General features: G+C 34.5%; 22 protein-coding genes, 2 pseudogenes and 1 riboswitch. Of the genes and pseudogenes, 13 read left to right on the top strand and 11 right to left on the bottom strand.

Annotated elements, in window-relative coordinates:
* Window positions 1-2: 2 nt before the first annotated feature.
* The 4 genes from ahpC to MHB74_RS02040 all read right to left on the bottom strand — a co-directional run bounded on the left by ahpC (window position 3) and on the right by MHB74_RS02040 (window position 5,442).
* A complete protein-coding gene (gene ahpC / locus MHB74_RS02025; protein ID WP_000924417.1) occupies window positions 3-566 on the bottom strand; it encodes an alkyl hydroperoxide reductase subunit C in 564 nt (187 codons plus the stop codon).
* A gap of 564 nt (window positions 567-1,130) precedes the next feature.
* The gene (locus MHB74_RS02030) at window positions 1,131-1,568 is read right to left on the bottom strand and encodes a DUF3978 family protein (RefSeq protein ID WP_061678067.1); all 438 of its coding nucleotides are present in this window, start codon (window positions 1,566-1,568) and stop codon (window positions 1,131-1,133) included.
* Window positions 1,569-1,732: 164 nt separating this feature from the next.
* A complete protein-coding gene (locus MHB74_RS02035) occupies window positions 1,733-2,506 on the bottom strand; it encodes a response regulator (protein WP_061678066.1) in 774 nt (257 codons plus the stop codon).
* Window positions 2,506-5,442 (bottom strand): histidine kinase, encoded by a 2,937-nt coding sequence (locus tag MHB74_RS02040; protein ID WP_061678065.1) that lies wholly within the window; start codon window positions 5,440-5,442, stop codon window positions 2,506-2,508. Before MHB74_RS02040 ends, MHB74_RS02035 begins: the two co-directional genes overlap by 1 nt.
* A 424-nt stretch (window positions 5,443-5,866) precedes the next feature.
* Here MHB74_RS02040 and mtnK point away from each other — a divergent pair, with 424 nt between their 5' ends.
* From mtnK to MHB74_RS02055, 3 genes are read left to right on the top strand one after another with little or no spacing between them, the layout of a single operon-like run.
* A complete protein-coding gene (gene mtnK / locus MHB74_RS02045; protein ID WP_061678064.1) occupies window positions 5,867-7,096 on the top strand; it encodes an S-methyl-5-thioribose kinase in 1,230 nt (409 codons plus the stop codon).
* Window positions 7,097-7,108: 12 nt separating this feature from the next.
* A complete protein-coding gene (gene mtnA, locus MHB74_RS02050; RefSeq protein ID WP_061678063.1) occupies window positions 7,109-8,152 on the top strand; it encodes an S-methyl-5-thioribose-1-phosphate isomerase in 1,044 nt (347 codons plus the stop codon).
* 54 nt (window positions 8,153-8,206) lie between these two features.
* A complete protein-coding gene (locus MHB74_RS02055) occupies window positions 8,207-8,848 on the top strand; it encodes an L-fuculose-phosphate aldolase (RefSeq protein WP_000926556.1) in 642 nt (213 codons plus the stop codon).
* A 45-nt stretch (window positions 8,849-8,893) separates the two neighbouring features.
* On the opposite strand, the gene MHB74_RS02060 is transcribed toward MHB74_RS02055, so the two are convergent.
* The 3 genes from MHB74_RS02060 to MHB74_RS02070 are packed head-to-tail and all read right to left on the bottom strand — an operon-like array spanning window position 8,894 to window position 11,904.
* A complete protein-coding gene (locus MHB74_RS02060; protein WP_061678062.1) occupies window positions 8,894-9,901 on the bottom strand; it encodes a FecCD family ABC transporter permease in 1,008 nt (335 codons plus the stop codon).
* Window positions 9,898-10,938, bottom strand: a complete 1,041-nt coding sequence (locus MHB74_RS02065) for a FecCD family ABC transporter permease (protein ID WP_061678061.1) — start codon at window positions 10,936-10,938, stop codon at window positions 9,898-9,900. The genes MHB74_RS02060 and MHB74_RS02065 overlap by 4 nt, the downstream gene beginning before the upstream one ends.
* 48 nt (window positions 10,939-10,986) lie before the next feature.
* Window positions 10,987-11,904 (bottom strand): iron-hydroxamate ABC transporter substrate-binding protein, encoded by a 918-nt coding sequence (locus MHB74_RS02070; protein WP_000732577.1) that lies wholly within the window; start codon window positions 11,902-11,904, stop codon window positions 10,987-10,989.
* A 333-nt stretch (window positions 11,905-12,237) separates the two neighbouring features.
* Here MHB74_RS02070 and MHB74_RS02075 point away from each other — a divergent pair, with 333 nt between their 5' ends.
* Window positions 12,238-13,287, top strand: a complete 1,050-nt coding sequence (locus MHB74_RS02075; RefSeq protein WP_061678060.1) for an NAD(P)/FAD-dependent oxidoreductase — start codon at window positions 12,238-12,240, stop codon at window positions 13,285-13,287.
* 195 nt (window positions 13,288-13,482) lie between these two features.
* Here MHB74_RS02075 and MHB74_RS02080 read toward each other — a convergent pair whose 3' ends face one another.
* Window positions 13,483-13,851 (bottom strand): hypothetical protein, encoded by a 369-nt coding sequence (locus tag MHB74_RS02080; RefSeq protein WP_061678059.1) that lies wholly within the window; start codon window positions 13,849-13,851, stop codon window positions 13,483-13,485.
* Between the two features lie 179 nt (window positions 13,852-14,030).
* On the opposite strand from MHB74_RS02080, the gene MHB74_RS02085 reads away from it, so the two are divergent.
* The 7 genes and pseudogenes from MHB74_RS02085 (at window position 14,031) to MHB74_RS02115 (ending at window position 18,784) form a co-directional block, all read left to right on the top strand.
* On the top strand, window positions 14,031-14,270 hold the full coding sequence (locus tag MHB74_RS02085) for a helix-turn-helix domain-containing protein (protein ID WP_080467727.1): 240 nt from the start codon (window positions 14,031-14,033) through the stop codon (window positions 14,268-14,270).
* Window positions 14,271-14,504: 234 nt separating this feature from the next.
* On the top strand, window positions 14,505-15,011 hold the full coding sequence (locus tag MHB74_RS02090; RefSeq protein WP_061678058.1) for a hypothetical protein: 507 nt from the start codon (window positions 14,505-14,507) through the stop codon (window positions 15,009-15,011).
* A gap of 20 nt (window positions 15,012-15,031) precedes the next feature.
* The gene (locus tag MHB74_RS02095; protein ID WP_061678057.1) at window positions 15,032-15,481 is read left to right on the top strand and encodes a hypothetical protein; all 450 of its coding nucleotides are present in this window, start codon (window positions 15,032-15,034) and stop codon (window positions 15,479-15,481) included.
* A 161-nt stretch (window positions 15,482-15,642) separates the two neighbouring features.
* Window positions 15,643-16,311, top strand: a complete 669-nt coding sequence (locus MHB74_RS02100) for a hypothetical protein (protein WP_061678056.1) — start codon at window positions 15,643-15,645, stop codon at window positions 16,309-16,311.
* A 235-nt stretch (window positions 16,312-16,546) separates the two neighbouring features.
* Window positions 16,547-17,812 carry an S-adenosylmethionine decarboxylase related protein gene (locus tag MHB74_RS02105; RefSeq protein ID WP_061678055.1) on the top strand — a complete coding sequence of 422 codons (1,266 nt, stop codon included), beginning with the start codon at window positions 16,547-16,549 and terminating at the stop codon, window positions 17,810-17,812.
* A gap of 201 nt (window positions 17,813-18,013) precedes the next feature.
* Window positions 18,014-18,139 (top strand): annotated as a pseudogene (locus MHB74_RS02110) (ATP-binding protein); the annotation flags it as partial.
* Window positions 18,140-18,403: 264 nt separating this feature from the next.
* Window positions 18,404-18,784 (top strand): hypothetical protein, encoded by a 381-nt coding sequence (locus tag MHB74_RS02115; RefSeq protein ID WP_061678053.1) that lies wholly within the window; start codon window positions 18,404-18,406, stop codon window positions 18,782-18,784.
* Between the two features lie 28 nt (window positions 18,785-18,812).
* Here MHB74_RS02115 and MHB74_RS02120 read toward each other — a convergent pair whose 3' ends face one another.
* Window positions 18,813-19,445 carry a cyclase family protein gene (locus MHB74_RS02120; protein ID WP_061678052.1) on the bottom strand — a complete coding sequence of 211 codons (633 nt, stop codon included), beginning with the start codon at window positions 19,443-19,445 and terminating at the stop codon, window positions 18,813-18,815.
* Between the two features lie 84 nt (window positions 19,446-19,529).
* Window positions 19,530-19,642: riboswitch (SAM riboswitch) on the bottom strand.
* 148 nt (window positions 19,643-19,790) lie between these two features.
* Here MHB74_RS02120 and MHB74_RS02125 point away from each other — a divergent pair.
* Window positions 19,791-20,900, top strand: a complete 1,110-nt coding sequence (locus MHB74_RS02125; protein WP_061678051.1) for a PRK06851 family protein — start codon at window positions 19,791-19,793, stop codon at window positions 20,898-20,900.
* A 121-nt stretch (window positions 20,901-21,021) separates the two neighbouring features.
* Window positions 21,022-21,804, top strand: coding sequence for a nucleotidyltransferase domain-containing protein (locus MHB74_RS02130; RefSeq protein WP_061678050.1), 783 nt, complete (start codon window positions 21,022-21,024; stop codon window positions 21,802-21,804).
* Window positions 21,805-21,818: 14 nt separating this feature from the next.
* Here the strand turns inward: MHB74_RS02130 and MHB74_RS29155 are convergent.
* Both MHB74_RS29155 and MHB74_RS02135 read right to left on the bottom strand, forming a co-directional pair.
* Window positions 21,819-21,910 (bottom strand): annotated as a pseudogene (locus MHB74_RS29155) (MFS transporter); the annotation flags it as partial.
* Window positions 21,911-23,437 (bottom strand): FAD-dependent oxidoreductase, encoded by a 1,527-nt coding sequence (locus tag MHB74_RS02135; protein ID WP_061678049.1) that lies wholly within the window; start codon window positions 23,435-23,437, stop codon window positions 21,911-21,913.
* Window positions 23,438-23,543 lie beyond the last annotated feature (106 nt).

The following is a 23,543-nucleotide window of genomic DNA, read 5'->3' on the forward strand; positions in this document are numbered from 1 at the left end:
CCTTAGATTTTGCCTACAAGGTCAAGGCTTGGTTTAAGTGTTGCAGAACCCTCTTGCCATTTAGCTGGGCAAACTTCACCTGGGTTGTTACGTACGTATTGAGCTGCTTTAATTTTGTTAACAAGAATGCTTGCGTCACGGCCGATACCGTCAGCATTGATTTCCATAGATTGGATAACGCCGTCTGGATCGATGATGAATGTACCACGAGCAGCAAGACCTTCTTCTTCCATTAAAACGTTGAAGTTTGTAGTGATTGTGCGAGTTGGGTCACCAATCATAATGTATTCGATTTTGCCGATAGTTTCTGAGCTATCATGCCATGCTTTGTGAGTGAAGTGAGTGTCTGTAGATACAGAGTATACTTCAACGCCTAAGTCTTTAAGAGCTGCGTATTGGTTTTGTAAGTCTTCAAGTTCAGTTGGGCAAACGAATGTGAAGTCAGCTGGGTAGAAACAAACTACACTCCATTTTCCTTTTAAACTTTCGTCAGTAACTTGGATAAATTCTCCATTATGGTAAGCATTAGCTTTAAACGGTTTTACTTCTGTGCCGATTAATAACATATTAAAATTCCTCCTAAATGTTGGTTTTGAGCATCAAAAAATAGTGTGCTCATAAAATATATTTTTTAATTAACTATAATAATTCTAATTCGATATTAATTATCATATAGAAGTGGTTATTTTGTCAAGAGAATAAACCAACTTTATATCAATTTAATTAATATTTATTCTCAATTAAGATGATAAAACAGTTTGGCAGTGATAGAGTAGAAAATTTAGTTGTAAAGGAATCAGTATAATCATAGGTGGAAGGTTGTTTACATTTAAGTTTGAAACATATAGATGATAATTAAATGTTTTGAGGAAAGATTTTTTAGTAGGTTATGTGGTTGAAAAGTAACTTCTTACTTTATTGTACAAAGAATGATGAGATAAATAAAACAAAATGAATCGGAATCTTTTTGAAAAATTACTGTTATTTTAATTATTCATTTATTGGACATATATTGAAGTGTAAATTGTTTCGCGAGGGGTTAGAGAAAAAGAAATAACTCAGCTTCTTTTGTAAAATTAAAGGATTAAAAAATCCCCTATCAAGTGTAATGTGACTTGATAGGGGACCTTTTAATCCTTTTTTAATGCGTGTAGGGCGTTATGTATATTGCTGTTCAGTGTTTCGAAAAATGTACGCAATTTAGAACTTAACTGAATGTTTTTATGGATAAATAATTTTTCGGCAACGAGTAGTTCGCCATGTATACCAAAACATTGCATGTGTACGGATATTTCCTCGTTATTTTCATGAATGGTTGGGAAAACGTAATGGAATGCTGAGCTTGGAATCATGTACTCTTTGATCGTATAAATTTCAGAATCGCAATTTGGTGTATGTTTTATGTAAATCTTTACACTGTCTTTTGTGACGATAAATTCTAACATGGTGCATTTTATAAGATTAGGATCGAAATCATTGGATTCTTGTAAATATAAATTAAAATTGGTCCTGTCAGAAATGGATTCAATGTTTGTAAGCATAATATCTGGATTATTGTGAGTGCTCATTTTTTTCTCCTTATATAGATAGTAAGAAAATAGTTTTATGAAATGGGATAATACTTTAAATATGATTTATTTGTATTTATTAATATATCAAACGTTTCTCTCAAAAATCTCTCAAGGTATTTGTTATAAAATAAGAAACCTGTTTCAGCTTAGAAACAGGTTTCTTAAAGTTGTATATTTTGAAGTTTGTAAGCCCATAAATATCCTTTGGACTCTAATAATAGGTCGTCGGTATTGTGTGTTTCTATAAATTGAACTGTTTGGTTAATCTGCATTTCATAACCATCAGTTGTACGCTCGATTTTGAGAGGGATATTTAGCTCGCTAAATAGTTGGCGTATTCGGTAAATAGTATTATACAAATTTGCTAATGCACGTTTTTCATCTATGTTAGGCCAAATATCATCAAGGATCTGCCACTTCGAAACAGCTTTTTCTTTATGGAGAAGGAAGTAATAAAAAAGCTCTTCTGTTACACGGGTAGGCCACTTTAGTGATTGATGGTCTTTTTTTATAAATGTATTACCGTACAGTTGTACTTGAAGTGTATTTGAACTTCTTTGTTGATTCGGAACACCGTAATATTTTTTTAGGCGGTAATCTAAATCTTGTACAGCGTTAGGTGTTAACGGTTTTAATATATAATCGAGAGCTTGTACCCGAAACGCTTCTAAAGCATAATTGGGGTAAGCAGTAGAAAAGATAATCGGGACATCGATACCGTCATCTACTAATTTCTTAGCGAGTTCAATTCCTGTCATTTTAGGCATTTCAATATCTAGTAAAATAGCGTCTAATGTGTAATCCGGAAGCATGTTAATTGCCTCTAATGGTGATTGGAAAGTATCAATAATTTGAAATCCACCATGTTTTGTTAATAAATGATTATGTAAATCTAGAATAGGCTTTTCATCCTCTATTATTACTATTCGCCACACTACATTCTCTCCTTTAATGGAATCGTTACATTAATAGTTGTTCCTTTATTTTCAATAGAATAAATCTCTATAGTTCCATTGGAAAACTTTCGAACACGACGTAAAACATTGGAAAATCCAATTCCTTGGTTCTGAAGAGTCCCATTTAACAAATTGTGTATGGTTGTTTCTGACATTCCAATCCCGTTATCTATTACTTGTATAAATAAAATTTCTTTTATTTGTTTTATATTAATTTGTACATGACCGTTTCCTTCTTTCTCAAATAGACCGTGGCGTATTGCATTTTCCACAAGTGGTTGTACGAGTAAATTAGGTATATATATTTCATCTAAAGATTCAATAGTATTAACTTCATATGAAAAAGAAAGACGTTCGCCAAATCGTGCCTTTTCTATTTCTACATATGCTTGAATGATAGAAACTTCTTTTTGTAATGTAGAGTAATTTGTTTCGTTTCCAGATTCAAATATATAGCGTAAGTAGGAGCTTAGCATCGTTAGGAGATGTGCAGCCCGTTCGCTATCTGTATAACAAAATGAAATAATATTACTCATTGCATTATATAAGAAGTGCGGTTTAATTTGTGCCTGTAGAAAGGCCATTTCATTTTCAAATGCTTTCAGTATCGCTTCTTTTGTTTGGAAAATAGTATGTAATCTAGCTAATAGTACTTGCTTTGTACAAGGTTTGACTAAGTAATCAGTTATTCCACTTGCAAATAAATGATCTACATTCGTTGGATAATCTTTTGAACTTAACATTAGAATAGGTAATTCTAATACTGATGTTTTTTTGCGTATATGTTTAGCTAGTTCGACGCCTCCAATCTCAGGAAGAGTTTCATCTATGATAAGAAGCTCGAAATCTTTCGTGCTCTCTAATAAGAAAATAGCATCTTGAGCCGAATGCACAATGGTAATATTGTATGTTTCTGCTAGTAAAGATTTTAGTACCTCTGTATGTATGACATCATCATCTACAATTAAGATTGTTGGCAGCATACTAGTGTTTGCTTGAGAAACTTCTTTAAAATTATGTTGTTCCTGTAAAATAGTATGTATTTCTTTATATTCATAAAAAGGAACTTGGATTTTAAATAAGATAGAAGTTTTATAGTAATCTACCTGCAAATGTCCATCCATACGTTCTAGTAGTTCTTTACTTATTAATAACCCGATTTCAGTGCGAGTATCTTCATAAGTAACGGTAGAGTTGCTAGTTGCTTTAAAGGTTAAATGAATATTTTCTCCTATATGCTGAGCATCAATAACAATTTTTCCATCTACTGCATAGTAACAACATTCTTCTAAAATGCGGTAAAGCACTTGTGTTAATCGGTCTTCATCTACTAATCCGTGTAAATTATTTGGTACATATTCTTGATACGTAATATGTTTTCTTGAGAGAGGTAGTTCCATTAATTTATAAACATGATTCACAACCATTTTTATATTTGTTGATTTTGCTGTAAAAGAATAATCATGAAATTTAATTTTTGTAAAATCTTGTAGATCATTAGTAAGGTATAGTAAACGTTCTGTAAGCTGTTCTAATACATGTAGCTCATTTGAATGTTTCTCCTTTTTATCATTAGCTTTTACAGATTTAATTAAATTAATTGCATGGTATAAAGGATCTTTTAATTCTTGTGTTGTTACTTTTAAAAAAGAATCTTTTGTGAAATGAATAGCTTCTAATTTTTTTGATAAGTGCTCGGCCTCTTCGGTACGATTAATAAAACGTGTGCCTAAAAAAACATTCATCATAATAATGAACCCTAGTAGCCCAAAGCGGTTAAATATATTACGACCTGATGCAAAAAGTTGTTCGAGTGTACCGCTAAAAAGAAACATAAATAGAGTAAGTAACATCAGGGTGAAAATTAAAATTTCGTTTTTACTAATAATCCACTTTTTTTGTATGATGAGCTGAGTCATTCTCAGAATAATCCACAACAACATTATATTCATATAAAAAAAGAATGGTGTTTGTAGATTTGACAGTGCTCGAGCTGGAAATAGGATTATACATACGCTATAAATAAAGAAAGGCGAAAATAATAAAAGCAGTTGTTTTTTATTTATAATAGTCGGCATAGTTTTTGAAATAAATAGTGGTAATAAAATAGCACTAAAAAATGTAATAGAGTCCTGTAAGCGAAAATAAAATTCAAAAGGGATATTAGGAACCGCACGAAGTAATATACGTTCTCCTCGTGTCATAACAATTAGTGCTAGGCTTAGGAAATAACAACCGCTATAAAAAAAGCCATCATCTTTTTTACGTAATAAAAAGATAGTTAGATGAAAAATACTAAAAACTAATAAGATGGAAACGGCTGTCCATTCGATATTTGTATCTTCAGCTACGTCTTCTTGCATCGCTTTAGCGTCACCGAAATCGATTGGGAAAATAATACCTCCGCGTACATTGTAAAAATTTGAAACGTGAATTGTTATGAGCAATTCTTTTGTTTTCGGTTTTAAATACATTTCATATGATGGATTTTCAGGTTTTGTAGCTTCTTTTGATTTTCCAATCTGACCTATTTCAGAACCCTTTTCGCCGTTTACATAAATGGTATGGGCGGACCAAATGTTTCGAATGCGAAAACCAACTTCAGAAAAATGCTTAGGTAGCTCGATTTTTAATTGATAAGAACCATATTGTGCCTTGGATTCCCACTGTCCTGGCACAAGTTGATTTGGAGCTTGTTCTTGAAATTGGTTCACATCCACAAATTTATTTGGGGTGAATTTCCATTCGCCTGCTAAAGATAATATTTTCGCATTTGAAGGAAGATCACGTAAGTCGATTGTCCCATTTTGTGCACGTTTTTGAATGAGATTTGTATCACTATCTCGAAAGTTAATATGTATCATTAAAAAAATCATCACAGTGATGAGAAGCCAACCGATGGCTTGTTTCCACATGGAGTAATCACCTCTTCTTCAATAATATATAATAAAATTTCCAATATTTAAATTGTATATATTAAATATAAAGATTTAATGTATTTACATGTTATGAAATCTGTGGTTTTTAATGACGTATCCTGTAATGTAGAGGAAATAATGTTCTACATGAAAGTTCAAAGATAAGGAAAGGGGTTAGATGAATATAGCCATTGTAAGTATGGGAGTGGTGCAAATGAATTATCAGTAGCACTGAAATTTTCCTTTATTTAGAGAAAATAGACTAAGAAAGGAGAAGCATTGACTCCCATTTTTAACAAGATATAATAAAACCTAGATATACCTTTCAAAAAGAAGAAAATATAATATAGGATGAAAAAATTTTACCCTATTATTTTTATAGCTTTTAGAAAACGCTTACAATTGGTGTGGAGGGGAAACCATGTCTAAGTTCACGAAGTATTTTTTAATGGAAGCTAGCGATGTGATTGTGTATGTGAAAGAGAAATTATCTAGGTTTGAGGATGCAAAGGGGTTGCAGTGTAAAGAAATAGGCGATGGTAATTTAAATTATGTATTCCGCGTTTGGGATGAACAAAAGAATATTTCTGTCATTGTAAAGCAAGCTGGGCATACAGCACGCATTTCAGATGAGTTTAAGTTGTCGACGAATCGTATTCGTATAGAATCAGATGTTTTGCAGTTAGAGGAAGAGTTGGCACCTGGGCTTGTTCCAGAGGTGTATTTGTTTGATAGTGTGATGAATTGTTGCGTAATGGAAGATTTATCTGATCACACTATATTGCGTACAGCACTTATAAATCATCAAATGTTTCCAAATCTTGCGGATGATTTAACTACTTTTATGGTAAATACTCTTCTATTAACATCAGATGTTGTAATGAATCATAAAGAGAAGAAGGAACTTGTGAAAAATTATATAAATCCTGAGTTATGTGAAATTACAGAAGACCTCGTCTACGCTGAGCCATTTACAAATCATAATAAGCGTAATGAGTTATTTCCGTTAAATGAAGGATGGATTAGAGAGCATATTTATAGTGATAAAGAGCTTCGTATGGAAGTAGCAAAACTTAAGTTTTCTTTTATGACGAATGCACAGGCACTTATTCACGGTGATTTACATACTGGTTCTGTTTTTGTAAGAGATGATTCTACAAAGGTTATTGATCCTGAGTTTGCTTTTTATGGACCGATGGGATATGACGTTGGGAATGTAATGGCGAACTTAATGTTTGCTTGGGTAAATGCAGATGCGTCCATGCCGCCCGGGGCTGAGAAAGATACGTATATAGATTGGCTACAATCAACAATGGTAGAGGTAATTGATTTATTTAAGAAGAAGTTTTTAGACGCTTGGAATATGCATGTGACAGAGATTATGGCGAAGGAAGAAGGCTTTAACGAAGTATATTTACAATCTGTATTAGAGGATACGGCTGCAGTGACGGGCCTTGAGTTAATTCGTCGTATTGTTGGGCTAGCGAAAGTAAAGGATATTACTTGTATCGAGAACGAAGAAGCACGTGTTAGAGCAGAACGCATTTGTCTTCAAGTAGCGAAGAAGTTTATTTTACAGGCGAATCAATATAAAACAGGTACAAGCTTTGTAGAAACGTTAAAAGAACAGTCCATGCACTATGCGAAGTAAGGGGAGAAGATGATGGAAGAACAATTAATACCAATTCAGTGGAAAGATGATGCTTTAGTTTTATTGGATCAAACATTACTACCGAATGAGATTGTCTATGAATCTTTCAAGACAGCTGAAAGTGTGTGGGATGCCATTCAAGTAATGAAAGTAAGAGGAGCGCCAGCGATTGGTGTTTCAGCAGCTTATGGTGTGTATTTAGGAGCTAAGGAAGTTACTCAAAGTACGGTGGAAGAATTGATAGAGGAAGTAAAAAAGGTATGTGCATACTTAGCAACATCAAGACCGACAGCAGTAAATTTATTTTGGGCACTTGAAAGAATGGAGGCAGTCGCGACAGAGAACGGACACTTATCAATCGCCCAATTGAAAGATAGATTACTAGAAGAGGCAAAAGAGATTCATAGAGAAGATGAAGAAATTAATCGTCAAATTGGAGAACATGCATTAACGTTATTCCATGATGAAATGGGAGTATTAACACATTGTAATGCTGGTGCGTTAGCGACGACTAAGTATGGTACTGCGACAGCTCCAATGTACTTAGCGAAAGAAAAAGGATGGGGCTTGAAAATCTATTCAGATGAAACACGTCCTAGATTACAAGGTTCAACGTTAACAGCATTAGAACTACAGCGAGCGGGGATTGATGTTACTGTTATTACGGATAATATGGCAGCTATGGTCATGTCACAAGGAAAGATTGATGCGGTGATTGTTGGATGCGACCGTGTGGCAGCTAATGGTGATGTAGCAAATAAAATTGGGACATTAGGCGTATCTATTTTAGCGAAATACTACAACATTCCGTTTTATGTAGCAGCACCAACACCGACAATCGACTTAAAAACACCGACAGGAAAAGAAATTCCGATCGAGGAAAGAGATGCTTCTGAAGTGATTAATCGCTTCGGACAATATTCTGCTCCGAAAGAAAGTAAAGTATATAATCCGGCATTTGATGTCACGCCACATGAAAATATAACAGCGATTATTACGGAAAAAGGGATTGTAAAAGCACCGTTTACGGAGAACTTAAAAAGTTTATTTCAATAAGTAGCTAGAGTTAAAAAGGCAGTCATCATAAGCTTCATACTTAGGGGGATGTATATGTTATTACAAAAAGAAAGAGAAGAAATTGTAGCGTATGGAAAGAAAATGATTTCTAGCGGTTTAACAAAGGGGACAGGCGGCAATATTAGTATTTTCAATCGCGAGCAAGGTCTTGTTGCCATTAGCCCAAGTGGCTTAGAGTATTATGAAACAAAACCTGAGGATGTAGTTATATTAAACTTAGATGGTGAAGTGGTAGAGGGAGAGAGAAAACCATCAAGTGAGCTCGATATGCACCTTATTTATTATAGAAAGCGTGAAGATATAAATGCGCTTGTGCATACACATTCTCCTTACGCAAAGACGATTGCATCATTAGGATGGGAACTTCCTGCAGTATCGTATTTAATTGCTTTCGCAGGCCCGAATGTACGCTGTGCACCGTATGAAACATTTGGTACGAAGCAATTAGCAGATGCAGCTTTTGAGGGCATGATTGATCGTCGTGCCGTTTTACTTGAGAACCACGGTTTAATTGCAGGTGCAAATAACATAAAAATGGCGTTTACTGTTGCAGAGGAAATTGAGTTTTGTGCACAAATTTATTATCAAACGAAAAGCGTCGGAGAGCCGAAGCTATTGCCAGAAGATGAGATGGCGAATTTGGCGAAGAAGTTTGAAGGGTATGGGCAGCAATAGAATGAAATAAGAAACACCCTCAAGAAAAAATCTTGAGGGTGTTTCTTACGCCTTTTTAAGCAACAAATACATAAAGTAAGGAGCGCCAATTAAAGCAACGACAATACCAGCTGGAATACCGTTAGGGTCGACGATATTACGTCCGATTGTGTCTGCTAATAGCAATAGCCATCCGCCGATTAAAAGGGCGATAGGCATGAAAATTTGATGTCTTGGACCTACTAAAGATTTTGCGATATGAGGAGCCATTAGTCCGACAAAGCTAATTCCGCCTGTTACGGAAACAGCTGCAGCAGCAAGCGCAACGGCTGCAACTAATAAGTATCTGCGTTCTTTTTCAATTTCAATTCCAACGCCGATTGCGACTGGTTCGTTTAATGCTAGAATGTTTAATCGATTTGCTTTATAGAAAACGAACGGAATTAATACGATTAACCACGGGAGCATTGCGAAAACGAAGACCCAGTCATCTCCCCAAATATTTCCTGCAATCCATTTGGCGATAAAGTCCACTTTCATACGATCAGCGGATGAAATAAGGACAATCATCATTCCAGATAGTGCAAATGAAAAACCAATACCAGTTAATGTTAGTCGGATTGGCTGAAGTCCAGTTGATTTACTATAAGAAAATACGTAAATTAGAACAGCTGTCAGAAATGCGCCGATAAATCCAACAACAGGTAGTAAGTAAAGAAATGAACCTACATCTATTGGAAAGTATAAAAAGAAAATAGCAACAGCAACACCAGCCCCGGAGTTGATTCCGAGAATACCAGGTTCCGCTAAATCATTTCGGGTAATACCTTGCAGGATAGCACCTGATAAAGCGAGAGCCATACCAGCTAATAATGTAATAATAATTCTAGGTAGCCGTAAAGAGTATAAAACAAACTCCTCTTTAAAAGTCCCTTGTCCCATTAATGTTGGGAGTAGTCGATCATAAGATAAAGATGCTGAACCAAGTCCCATTCCAACTACAATGGTTGTGATGGTTAGTATAAGTAAAGCAAGTATAATAAGACGTTGTTTTCTTAGAATAGATTGCATCATGAGAATGTTTTTCCTCCTTTACGTACAACGAATAGGAAGAATGGCAGCCCTACAATTGCGACAATAGCGGCAACTGGTGTTTCGTACGGAGCGTTAATAGTACGTCCGACTGTATCTGCAAGTAGCATAAAGGAAGCTCCAGCAATTGCTGACATCGGTATAACAAAACGGTAGTCCGGCCCAACAATTGGACGTACCATATGAGGCACCATTAAACCGATAAATGCCATATTTCCGACAAGCGCTACAGATGCACCAGCAAGTAATATAATAATGATAAATAGAATGGTTTTAATAACAATAATTTTTTGGCCTAGTCCAATAGCCACTTCTTCACTGAAACTAAGAACTGTCAATTTTTTTGCTAGTAAGATAGCGATGAAGATACTAATTGAAATGACTGGAATAATAATTTTCAATTGGCCCCAAGTTGTTCCAATTACGCCCCCAGCAGTCCAAAGTGATACCTCTTGTGAAATTTTGAAGTAAATGCCGACTCCTTCTGAAATTGCGAGTAGAAATGCTGAAACGGCAGCACCAGCTAATACAATTCGAAGAGGGGACAGCCCGCCTTTTTTCACCATACCAATTCCAAATACCATAATTGCGCCAATTGCAGCACCGATAAAGCAAGCAAATGTTAAGTAAAGATAGCTGATGGAAGGATTGAAAGCAAGTGTCAGTGCAAGCGCAGCATTTGCTCCACCAGATAATCCTAATAGTCCAGGATCTGCAAGTGGATTTCGTGTTAACCCTTGCATAATTGCTCCAGAAACAGCAAGTCCAGCTCCTACAAAAATTGCAGCTACTTCACGTGGTAAACGAATTTCTCGAATAATAGATATTTTGTCCCCTTTAGCAGAAGAAGTGAGCGCTAACCATACATCTTTTATTGAAGTATCGGCAGCCCCTAATACCATTGCCACCATAAAAATAAGAAAGAATGCAATTATGCTCAAAATGAGTTTGTATGTAAAAGCTATAGAACGTGGATTGTCGTGATCTTTTGTCATTCGTTTCACATCTTTTCTATTCATAGAATAAAGGAAGAGGAATTCTTAATTTAAGAATTCCTCATGTTTGTATTATTTACCAAGAAAGCTCTTCTTGAAGAAGTCTAGTTGGAAGTCTAATGTAAGTGGATCATTGAAATAGAATTCCATCATGTTTGCTTCGTATACGCGATTATTTTTTACTGCTGGGATGTTTTTATATGATTCTGTCTCTTGGAATGAGTTATCAGTATCTTTGTTTTTACTTACGATTAAGTAATCACCAGCAAACTCAGGTAATACCTCAGTAGATAATGCGTAGTAACCTTCTTTTAATGCTTTTTCTTTTACTTTTTCAGGCATTTTTAATTTCATTTCTTGGTACAGAATTTCTGTTCCACGGCCCCAGTTTTCGCCGTATACATAAAGCTGTTTGTTGAAGTTTTCTACAACAGAAACTGTTGCATCTTCACCGATTTTTGCTTTAATTTCTTTACCAGCGTCTTGTGCACGTTTCTTGAAGTCATCAACCCAAGTTTTTGCTTCTTTTTCTTTGTTTAATAACTTACCGATTTCTAAATGCTGTGTTAAGTAATCAACTTTTCCGTAAGTGTATGTTACAGTAGGAGCGATTTTCTTTAACTTATCAACATTTTTAATATTTGATAAACCAATGATTAAATCTGGATTTAGTTCAGCGATTTTTTCAACGTTTTCATCTGATACTTCAGCAACATCTTTCAGTTTGCTATCAAAACGTGGGTTTTGTTTAGACCATGAATCTACCCCAACAAGATTTACTCCTAATGACATTACGTTACCAGCGAATGATGATAAAACAACAACGCGTTTTGGATTTGCAGGAACTTCTACTTTACCATTTTCAGATTGGTATGTAATTGTTTCTGATTTACTACCTTTTGCATCGTTCTTTTTGTCTGTAGAGCCATTGCTACAAGCGCTCATAACAAGAACGAAAAGAACTGTTAGTGAAATAAATAACTTTTTCATCGTCTTTCTCCTTTAACATAGATGATATGTGTATACAATAATTTGTTTAACTGCAATCTGTTTGAAAGAGTAGTGGTAATGCAAAATGTGTATTAAAAATCTTGAATATGAGATTTTACAATATAGTATATAACCATATTAGTGAAAGAAGATGTAATCTCAAATTTGCTAATTATTAACAAACTGATAATGATTATCACTATTGATTCTTTAAATAATATAATTTTATCTAGGTGTATTGTCAATAGCAATTTTGATTGTAAATTTTGCGGAAACAGGTTATATTTTATTGAGAATGATAATCAATGATTAGTAGCTGAGGAGTGAAGGTGAATGAATAGAGAAGAATTGTTTGATGTAACCGTGATAGGCGGGGGACCTGCAGGGCTTTATTCAGCTTTTTATAGTGGACTCAGAGAGATGAAAACGAAAATAATAGAATTTCAACCACAGTTAGGTGGAAAAATACATGTTTATCCGGAGAAGATGATTTGGGATATTGGCGGATTATTACCGGTTACTGGTGAAAAATTAATTGAGCAACTTGTACAACAAGGTTTAACATTTCAGCCTGAAGTGGTAGTAAATACAAAAATAGAATCGATTATTCGTAACGAAGATGGCACTTTTACGTTAAAGGCGAGTAATGGAGAAGAACACTTTTCAAAAACAGTGATCGTTGCAACTGGAAGCGGTATATTGAATCCACAAAAGTTATCAATTGAAGGTGCGGAGCGATTTGAAGTATCAAACTTAAATTATACAGTTAAATCTTTAAAACGTTTCAAAGATAAAACGGTCATTATTTCAGGCGGAGGTAACTCTGCAATTGATTGGGCAAATGAGTTAGAACCAATTGCGAAAAAAGTTTATTTAACATATAGGAAAGAAGAATTATCTGGTCATGAAGCACAAGTGAAGCAACTTATGAACAGCTCAGCGGAGTGTTTCTTTAATACCTCTATTACAAAATTAATTGCTGGTGATAATCATGAAGCAATTGAATATGTAGAATTAACAAATCACGAGACAGGTGAAGTTGCCCATCTACCTATTGATGAAGTGATTATTAACCATGGGTATGAGCGTGACATTACGTTATTAGAAAATAGTGAGTTAGACGTTGCCATTATAGATAATTATTATATTGCAGGGAATGCAAATAGCGAGTCTTCAGTAGATGGATTATATGCTGCGGGAGATATTTTAAAGCATGAAGGGAAATTACACTTAATTGCGGGAGCGTTCCAAGATGCTGGAAATGCTGTAAATAAAGCGAAACAATTTATTCAACCAGATGCAAGCGAGTATGGAATGGTTTCTTCGCATAATGAAGTATTTAAGAAGAGAAATCGTGAATTGATTAAGCAGATGATGAAATAATAAAAAAACAAGTATACCCCCATTTACTTCTCTATTCGAGTGATTAGAGAGGCAAATGGGGGTTTTCCTGTTTACTATATTTTCAATCATTATAATGACACCGGTTTCATCAGTTCATGTGATATGAACGTTTTATTTGTAAATCTTCCTAGAAAACAATGAATCTATGTTTTGCTGACACAGAACAGTATTACATTATGCTGTCCCTTTAGCTCGTTCGTTAGGAAATGGCATATTTAATATAGACGCAATGTACTGTTTTCCATGCATTCGAGCTAATGATTCTAATATTTGACGGACGCGTTTTGTAAGATGTCCTTGTCCCTTTATAGCCTCACAATATGCATCATAGAAAGCGTATTTAGCCCAAAGGAAATCATCTTGTTGGAATAAAAAATGATTTTTGTACCATTCCCCAATTGTATGGTAACAATTGTTTTCATGTATTGCTGAACTTTGAGAAAGAATACGATCAGATAAAGACGTAGTTAAATGAGAAATTGTGTTTTCTGTTTCAACCTGTAATGTATTTTCTAACATTGTAATGATGTGACGAGTAGCCATATGTTAACTCTCCTTTGTGTAAATGGGTAGTACCATTCTATATTTAAAAAATCCTTACTATATTATTATACAATATATGGAATGCATCCACCTTCTTTTTAAATTGCATTTACAAAATCTTTTTTATTTGTTTACAAAAATAAAGTAAGATACAGTATATAGGAAAAAACAATAAAGGAATGAACGCGTTGTATATAACAGTAGAAGAAGCTGCGGAGTATTTGAATTTACCAAAGTCGTATATTGAAGAGCTAATTCAGCAAAAGAAAATTCGTGCACTGTTTGATGGAGAGCAATATTTATTAAATAAAGAACAATTCAATACACATTTAGAACAAATGGAGAAATATAAGCATTTAGTGGAAGAAATATTGAACGAGCCAATTCCAGAAGATATGGATGTTAAAGACGAAGATTAAACGATGGGAAATCCCGTATGAAGATATGCAGAAATGTATCTTCATACGGGATTTTTTTTTGTGAAGATGCCAAATGTAATAGATCTTAAGCGTTTTGTAGGAGTTTGATAGGTAAGAGTCTACCATGTTAAAAGCATATTTTTTTCTAGCTAGGACAAACATAGAGAACGTAACCTGTACAGATACATATACTATCAGTGCAAAAGCTTATAAATTAATGGAAGGGGTTTTCTCGTGAGTTTATTTCATTGTGATTTTCTGAAAGATTTAATTGGATCTTTTGTGAGAGTAAACAGAGGTGGTCCAGAATCTCAAAAAGGGACAATAGTCGCAGTATGTTCGGATTACTTTGTATTAAAGAATGAAAAAGGAGAGCTCTATTACTATCAGATTCGTCATCTGAAAAGTGTTACAAAAAATGCGAAAGATTGTAAAGCAGATGATTGCGGATGGTTTGAATGTGAATGTGAAGATGACTTTGAAAAGCTACTTCAAAGCTTCAAGTATCGCTGGGTGAAAATTAATCGTGGGGGTCCGGAGAAAGTTGAAGGTATTTTACAAGATGTTTCTTGTGAATTCGTGACATTAATTGTAAAAGAAGAAGTTATATTAGTTGCAGTATCTCATATTAAGAGTGTCACAGTAGAGTGCGGAGAGAGCGAAGAAAGCAAAGAAAGCAATAGTGAAAGCACTTCTTCAGGTCGAGATCGCGCACAAAGACAATCAAGTAGAGGAAGATAATAAGAAAGGAGGATATAAATTTGGAGAGTGTATTATGCTGTGAGCAAATTAAGTGCTTAGTTGGTGAGACTGTAAAAGTAAATCTTCGTGGACCAGAGAGTCGAGTGGGGGTACTTGTATCGTTAGGAAGAGATTACCTTACATTACAACTTCCTCTTGGTGAATTAGTATATTACCAATTGAAACACGTGAAGAGTCTAGTTAAGAAAGTGAAAGAAAGTAAATGTGGCGATTGCTATGTTTCATGTTTCTGCTCTGATGATGATACTTTTGTCGATGTATTACGTGACTTGAAGTATAAGTGGGTAAAGATTAATCGTGGCGGCCCAGAGTGTGTGGAAGGTTTATTAAGTGAAGTGCATGAAGAATGTATTACGCTAGTAAACTGTGATGAAGTCATTTATATCATTAATTATCATATTAAGAGTGTGAGTCAAGTAGTGAAATGTAAAAAGAATGAAGATGAATAATGTTTAATAAATAAGAGGGGCATTATGAGGGAAAGAGAAGAATAATTTCTTATTTCGATAGTATGAAAAGGAATTAATTACTATTCAGACAGAACATTGCCCTGATTATTTTTTTGAAATGTAAGATAGGAAAGGTGAAGTCCATAGGAAGGAGGATATAGATGAATGAGTTGAATAAAAGTATTGGAGAAAATATATATGTTAAATTAATCGGTGAAAAGAGATTTAAAGGCGTATTAATTGATGTAGGAAATGATATCGTTGTTATTTACAATGGACAAGACTACGTATATATATCTTTATACCATGTACAATATTATAAATTTTTAAGACCACATGATGAAGAAGTATCAAAACCAGATGTTGATTCTGTAATTAAGAGGGAATCCCCTTCCATTTCTTTGAGAAAAGTATTAAGTACGTCTAAAGGAATTTTTACAGAAGTTTATGTAGCAGGAAATGCTCCAATACATGGTTATGTTACAAGTGTAATGAATGATTATATTGTTTTTTATAGTCCAGTTTATAAAACAGTATATATATCTTTAAAGCATTTAAAATGGTTAATTCCGTATAAAGAAAATCAAGTCCCTTACGCCCTCAATAAAAATGAACTCCCCGTGAATCCGTTAAATATTACGTTAGCTAGAACATTTGAAGAGCAGCTTATTAAAATGGCTGGAAAAATTATGGTGTTCGATTTAGGTGAGGAATCTAATAAAATCGGAAAGATGGCGAAGATTGATGAAGGGCATATTGAAATATTAAAAGCGCGTGATGCAAGAATGTATGTAAATATTCAACATGTAAAATCTGTCCATTGTCCGTAGACGAGTTGAAAGGGCTGGCTTTTTCTTTTAGATGCAAAAGAAAAGGTCGAGCCTATTTATTTAGTTTGATTTGGATGTGAGGGGAAAAATGAATTGAAGATAAATATATTAGCGATCTATGGAGAGCTAATCTTGTGCAAAATTATAAAAAATATGTACGAGTCATCTTTTTGTATATTCAATTTATTTTTTGGAGGGAGAACTGTTCAACTACTATATTAAAGGGGTTTTGTTGGTGGAACAGTTTTCAAATTCGTCATCGATTACATTACTTGGTAGTGCTGGTGGAGCAGCAAAAGCAGTTTTAGCTATTTTAAATCAAGCGATAGTAAATGAAAAAGATCCGATTTATGAAGCGATAAGGAATGTTCAATTTCATTTGGTTGATATAAAACAAAAAGATAGGACTTATTATGATGAGTTGTTTCCAAATTTGAAAAATCAATTGTTTTTATATGAAATTGACCTTCAAGATGTAGTGAAATTCAAACAACATTTGAAAGACAAAAGTACGGGTGTTGTTATTGATGTTTCGGGGGCAGATACGATCAGAGTATTAAGCTGTTGTAATGAACTTGGAATTTGTTATATAAATTCAGCTTTGGAAAATGAAGTAGTAGACCAGGATGATAGTTTAATCGGTTTTCAGCTTACGGAAAGATATACGAGGTTTGAGAAGGAGAAAGAGAAATTTACAAATACAAAAGCAATTATAGGCTCAGGTATGAATCCAGGTGTTGTGCAATGGATGGTCGTTGAACTTATGAAGGAACGACCAAATGAAAAGCCAAGGGCATGCTATATAGTGGAACATGATACTTCATTTTTGAACGATACAGCACTGATAAAGCCTCATACACTTTATGCTTCATGGGCAGTAGAACGATTTCTAGATGAAGCGATATGGAGCTATCCGATGTATATGAGTCATCATCGTCCCCTTTACTTTTATGAAGATGTATATGCTTCAGAGTATAAAGTAAAGTTAGGAGAGAAAGAGTTTCATGGTTGTTTAATGCCACATGAGGAAGTTTTAATTTTAGGGAAAAATTTCAATATGGAAGTGGGCTTTCTGTACCGAATTAATGAGTATACGACCAACGTAATTAGACAGAACTTAGACCAAGTAGAAGATTTATGGAATTGGAATCGTAAAGTATTTAATCCAGCGGAAGAAGAGATTGCAGGGGAGGACCTGGTTGGTGTGCTACTCGTTTATGAAAATAGCGAGACGTATATGTACAATGTAATGAATAGTAGCCAGGTTTTTCATAAATATAAAACGAATGCAACTTACTTTCAAGTAGGGTGCGGGATTTATGGAGGCTTGTGCAGTTTACTTTTAGATCACTTTGGACAAGGTGCTTACTATGTCGAGGAATTATTATTAAATACAGAGAGTAAGTACGGCGAATATCTAAATTTATATATGAATAATTTTGTAATAGGACATAACAATTTTACGGATGGCCTGCTACATGATCGGTTAAGATGGATATAAGTTATAGCGAAAGGGAAGGGGGAAATCTTCTTCCTTTTCGTATGATAAGGTTGTATATTGCCCTGAGAGCAATTTCATACTTATAATTTAGAAAGATAACATGTGTATGGATCATGAGGAGTATTTATATGAACAAATTTAAAAGCTTGATTTATGAGGAAAGAGAAGCTTTAAAAGTATTTAAAAAAATTAACGGATTTTTTAGGGAAAACAAAGCCAACAAATTACGAATGATGTAATATACGAGCAATCCTTTTATATGTTGTACAACTAATGGAAAGTTATGCAGTGCAATATAGAGTGAGATTTCATTTGCAAGTAGATGGGACTAGGAACGAAAGTGGAATTTTCTTTACCGACAGCATAATGTGCTAGAAGAAAATATTTTTCAGAAAAGTGTTCTTGTTGTGTAAATATAAACATTTTATAAAATGTTTCAAGAAGGGTTTTTTTTATAAAATACTTCGTTTATAATGGAGGAAAATATCGACATGAGATTTGTTATTCATGTAACGGTTCGGTAGTGTTAGGAAAAGAAGGGGTGCACGCGCATCCTTTTTTCTATGCAGATATTATGAAAGAGGTGGTATGATGGAATTAACATTAAATTCGACTGTATGTTTACACACGATTCAATTTAGAAAAGAGCAAAAGAATTATATTGTAAAAGATACAATTACAGGAGAAAAATATGAAATGCCGCCACTTTGGATTGATGCATTGGCAATGATGCGTGACGGTTTTTTATTGGGAGAAATTGAGGAGAAATTAAAAGAAGAGTATCCAGACGAAGAAATAAATATGTTAGCATTTACGAGGCAACTGTTAGAGCTAGAGCTTGTCGGAATGGTAGATGGGGAAGAAATAGCTTGTACAAAGAAAAGAGAGAAAGATTATTTAGCTTGGTTACGTCCTCGTGTTGAGCAATTCTTTCTTAGTTTAAATAAAAAAAATAGAAGCAAAGGTCAATGATGATCTTTGCTTTTTTTGTATAGTTTGTTTAAAAAATTACAGCGAATGCCCTGGCAAAAGCACCATCGCTATCTTTAATTTTTAAAGGTGCCGCTGAGAAAAAGAAACGTTTCGTGTGAATGGCATCTAAGTTTGTTAAGTTTTCAATTAAATAAATATTATTCCCAAGTAGTATGTGATGAATTGGTGATGTTTCTGTCGTTACCTCATCAGGAGAAATGAAATCTAGGCCGACCGATTTTATTTTTAATTGAACTAATTCCTCGGCTAATTCTTCAGAAAGATAAAAAGCTTCTTGCTCATATGCCTCTGTATTCCACTTAGTAGATAGATTGGAATGGAAAATAACAATATCCCCTTCTTTTATGTCAGCATTGTGCAATACTTCTTTAGGTATTTTTCGTTCTTGTACATGAGTTACATCAATAAGAACCGCCTCGCCTACAAATTGATCTAGGGGTAATTGATCAATAGTCGTTGCGCCTGAAATGAAATGAGCAGGAGCATCACAATGCGTGCCAACATGAACGACAGAATGAAAATCTGTAACTTGATAGCCTGTCTCTTCAACGCTTGTAATGGCCCCTAAATTGATTTTTGGTGTTCCAGGGAATTGGGACATATTGTTTTCAAATGTTTGTGATAGGTCAATTACTTTCACTTTACATACCTCCAATATATGTTTTGAAATAAAAAAACTCACCTTTCGTAATCAAGAAAGATGAGTTTTGCACACAATAGTTACGTTTTATCTTTCAAAATGCAATGCATTTTGCAGGAATTAGCACCTATTCAGTTTGTATAAACTGAGGTTGCTGGGCTTCAAAGGGCCGGTCCCTCTGCCTCTCTTGATAAAGACATATTTAATTTTAGTTCTGAATATTCATTGTATTTAAATTGTAATTCATTTCCTTTTTTCGTGCAATACAAAATAGGTATTCACCCAAATAAAGATGCTCGCATATTGTAGCTTATGTAAATAGAATGCTGCGAAGGAGTGAGTGCAGTGACAGGGACTGTATTGAATTATTATGCTGGTGGAAATACAGCTAGAGGATTTCATAATTTATATGATGAGAATTTAAAAGGGTTAGACAGATTATTTATTTTAAAGGGTGGCCCTGGAACGGGGAAATCTTCTTTAATTAAGGCAATAGGTCGTGAATGGGTTGAAAAAGGATATGATATTGAATTTTTACATTGTTCTTCCGATAATAAATCGGTTGATGGTGTAATTATCCCGAAGTTAAAAGTAGGAATTGTTGATGGAACATCTCCGCATGTTATCGAGCCGAAAATGCCAGGAGTTGTTGAGGAGTATATCAATTTAGGGGTTGCTTGGGACTCAGATAAATTAAGAAAGCAGAAGGTGGAAATTGAACGATTTGTTTCAGAGGCAAGCAAAGCTTTTCAAACTGCCTACGCTTGCTTTCACGAGGCGCTAATTATACATGATGAGTGGGAGAAAATATATATTAATAACATTGATTTTAATAAAGCAAATGAACTAACTGATCAGCTGATTCAGAAGCTCTTTACGGATAAAGGTGGGAAACAATCGCTTGTGAAACATCGTTTTTTAGGAGCAGCTACACCAAAAGGAGCAGTTGATTTTGTTCCTAATTTAACAGAAGGATTATCACATCGTTATTTTATAAAAGGGCGCCCAGGCTCTGGAAAATCAACTATGCTCAAAAAATTAGCTAAGGCAGCAGAAGAAAAAGGCTTTGCGGTTGAAGTATATCATTGTGGATTTGATCCAAATAGTCTTGATATGGTTATCGTAAGAGAGTTAGGGTTTGCAATTTTTGATAGTACCGCACCACATGAATATTTTCCAAGCCGTGAAGGTGATGAAGTTATAGATATGTATGCCCTAATCGTGACACCAGGGACAGATGAGAAGTATGCGACAGAAATTCGCGACGTGTCAATTCAATATAAAGCAAAAATGAATGAGGCGATGTCTTTCTTAGCGAAAGCGAAATCAGTTCGTGATAAATTAGAACGAATTTATATTGCGGCTATGGATTTTTCAAAAGTAGATGCATATAAAGAGGAGATTCAAAAAGAGTTTGAAAGAATTGCGGTTAGTGTAACAGAAAAGAACAAGTAAAAAATAAGGGATTTTGGCAGGCTGTCGGGAATTTTCTGACAGCTATTTTAGTATGTAGTAAACTTAGTAATATATTTGTCGAATTTCCAAGGAAATAATCAAAAAATGGAGAGGGTATGAAATGAGAGAGAAAATTAAAGCGGAGTTAGCAAGAATTGAAAAAGAGAATGATGTGAAAATCTTATTTGCAGTGGAATCAGGAAGTCGTGCTTGGGGATTTCCATCGAAAGATAGCGATTATGATGTTAGATTTGTTTATATGCATCCGGTAGAGTGGTATTTATCAATTCATGATAAACGAGATGTAATTGAGTATCCAATTAGTGATGATTTAGATATAAGTGGATGGGATATTAAAAAGGCGTTACAACTATTCGCAAAATCAAACCCAGCTTTACTTGAATGGATTCGATCACCGATTTTTTATTCGAAAAACACTCATTTTCCAGAACAACTTCAGCAAATGAGTGATAAGCATTTTGACCCCAAAGCAACGATATATCATTACTTACATATGGCTTCAAAAAATTATCGTGAATTTTTACAAGGCGAGAATGTAAAATTGAAAAAGTACTTTTATGTATTGCGTCCTATTTTAGCTTGTAAGTGGCTAGAGGAGAAAACAACTTTGCCTCCCGTAGAATTCGATCGATTGATTACAGAATTATCATTAGAACGTAGTGTATTAGATGAAATTGAACAGTTATTAGTAAAGAAAAAGGCAGGTACTGAATTAGATATGGGATTAAAAATTGAGGTTTTGAATCAATTTTTAGAAGAACAAATTCATTACTATGAGCAATATGTAAAAGGAATCGAAAAGGGATCAGGGATTGATATTGAGAGTTTAAATACATTGTTTCGAGATATGTTGTTTGCAGTATATGAAAAAGAGCACAAGTGAGTTTGTGCTCTTTTTTATTTTGTAGGAATAAAAAAACAGATATAGCTGCTATGAGACCTGCGAATGAGAATAAGTCAAAATTACATGCTAAGTCATATTGCATTGTCTACTCATTATCAACTCGTTTTAACGGTTGATCTGCTGGACCTTCCATAACATCGCCCTCAATTGAAAAGCGGGAACCGTGGCAAGGACAATCCCAAGTACAATCACCATTATTCCACTCAACCTCGCAGCCAAGATGTGTACAAGTTGTATCGACAATATGTAATTTTCCATCTTTGTCCTTATAAGCACCTGCTCGTTTCCCGTTAACATGTACGACAGATCCTTCACCAACTTCGAGATCTTCTGGTTTACGTAATGCAGTTTCAATCTTTCCTTCAATTAAATGTTTCGCAACATCAAGGTTTTGAGAGAAGAACGTTTTTATATCTGGATTTGCATGGAAGCGTGATGGTGCATACAGTTCTTTATATGGGCTGTGTACTTTTAAAATGGAATCCTTCAGTAAATGAGCGGCAGCAGTTCCAGTTGTCATTCCCCATTTACGATATCCAGTTGCAACAAATATATTTGGATTCCTTTCGTTAATATGTCCGATATAAGGAAGTTTATCTAGCGTGATTAAATCTTGTGCTGACCATCTATAGGGAACTTCATCTACTCCAAACGTTGCTTCCGCAAAAGAATACAGTGCTTCGTAATGAAGCATCGTGTTAATTCCTTGTCCTGTTTTATGACTTTCGCCGCCAATTAAAATTAATTTTTCCCCATTGTTTGTTGTATAGCGCAAAGAGCGTTTTGGGTCATCAATACTTAAATACATGCCACCTGGATAATCCGTTTTTGCTTTGATTGCAAGAGCATAAGAGCGTTCAGCATACATGCGTGTAAAGAAAAAGCTATTCGCATCATAAAAAGGAAAATGCGAACAAGAGACAATATATTTGCAAGTGATGCGATGTCCGCCCTTTGTAATGACTTGCGGATAATCACCTTTTTCCACATCAATGGCTGTTGTTTGTTCATAAACTTTTCCACCCATCTCCACAAACTTTTCTAAAAGTGTTTTCAAATAAAGGATGGGATGGAATTGTGCTTGGTTTTTCATGACCAGTGCAGATTGTACGGGAATCGGAATCGATAGAGATTGAACATAGTCACAAGGTATATTTAATTTTTGATAGGCTTCATATTCTTTTGATAAATTTCTTAATCCATTATCAGTAGTTGTATATAAATATGAATCTTCATTTGAGAAATTACAGTCGATTTTATATGTTTGTACAGTCTCATTTATAAATTGAAGAGCATGATTATTTGATTCATAGTAAAGCCTCGCTTGTTCCAAGCCGAAATGATTGATTAATTCATCATAAATAAGATCGTGTTGCGCTGTTACCTTTGCTGTTGTATGCCCAGTCGTTCCATTTAAAATGAGGCCAGAATCAATTAAAACAACGTTCATACCTTCTTTTGCAAGTAAATGGGCAGTTGTAATGCCTGTAATCCCAGCTCCGATAACAGCAACTTCAGTTTTTGTATCTTCAGATAAATGAGGAAAAGCAGGGATTTGAGTAGATTCAATCCAATAAGATAATGGGAATTGTGGAAATGTATCGCTTGTCATTATAGAAACCTCCCGATTTTAGAACAATTTTCCTTTTAATATTTCCATATGATATGAAATTCATGTGTGTTGTTTTAGAAGGTGTCTATTTTTATTAAAAGAAAGA

It is taken from the genome of Bacillus sp. FSL K6-0069, from assembly GCF_038007785.1.
Lineage (GTDB): Bacteria > Bacillota > Bacilli > Bacillales > Bacillaceae_G > Bacillus_A > Bacillus_A mobilis.

Bases quoted from the DNA above. Each gene is read 5' to 3' on its own strand.
- ahpC (WP_000924417.1), bottom strand. From the start codon at position 566: ATGTTATTAATCGGCACAGAAGTAAAACCGTTTAAAGCTAATGCTTAC.
- MHB74_RS02030 (WP_061678067.1), bottom strand. From the start codon at position 1,568: ATGAGCACTCACAATAATCCAGATATTATGCTTACAAACATTGAATCC.
- MHB74_RS02040 (WP_061678065.1), bottom strand. From the start codon at position 5,442: ATGTGGAAACAAGCCATCGGTTGGCTTCTCATCACTGTGATGATTTTT.
- mtnK (WP_061678064.1), top strand. From the start codon at position 5,867: ATGTCTAAGTTCACGAAGTATTTTTTAATGGAAGCTAGCGATGTGATT.
- mtnA (WP_061678063.1), top strand. From the start codon at position 7,109: ATGGAAGAACAATTAATACCAATTCAGTGGAAAGATGATGCTTTAGTT.
- MHB74_RS02055 (WP_000926556.1), top strand. From the start codon at position 8,207: ATGTTATTACAAAAAGAAAGAGAAGAAATTGTAGCGTATGGAAAGAAA.
- MHB74_RS02060 (WP_061678062.1), bottom strand. From the start codon at position 9,901: ATGATGCAATCTATTCTAAGAAAACAACGTCTTATTATACTTGCTTTA.
- MHB74_RS02065 (WP_061678061.1), bottom strand. From the start codon at position 10,938: ATGAATAGAAAAGATGTGAAACGAATGACAAAAGATCACGACAATCCA.
- MHB74_RS02070 (WP_000732577.1), bottom strand. From the start codon at position 11,904: ATGAAAAAGTTATTTATTTCACTAACAGTTCTTTTCGTTCTTGTTATG.
- MHB74_RS02075 (WP_061678060.1), top strand. From the start codon at position 12,238: ATGAATAGAGAAGAATTGTTTGATGTAACCGTGATAGGCGGGGGACCT.
- MHB74_RS02080 (WP_061678059.1), bottom strand. From the start codon at position 13,851: ATGGCTACTCGTCACATCATTACAATGTTAGAAAATACATTACAGGTT.
- MHB74_RS02085 (WP_080467727.1), top strand. From the start codon at position 14,031: ATGAACGCGTTGTATATAACAGTAGAAGAAGCTGCGGAGTATTTGAAT.
- MHB74_RS02100 (WP_061678056.1), top strand. From the start codon at position 15,643: ATGAATGAGTTGAATAAAAGTATTGGAGAAAATATATATGTTAAATTA.
- MHB74_RS02115 (WP_061678053.1), top strand. From the start codon at position 18,404: ATGGAATTAACATTAAATTCGACTGTATGTTTACACACGATTCAATTT.
- MHB74_RS02130 (WP_061678050.1), top strand. From the start codon at position 21,022: ATGAGAGAGAAAATTAAAGCGGAGTTAGCAAGAATTGAAAAAGAGAAT.
- MHB74_RS02135 (WP_061678049.1), bottom strand. From the start codon at position 23,437: ATGACAAGCGATACATTTCCACAATTCCCATTATCTTATTGGATTGAA.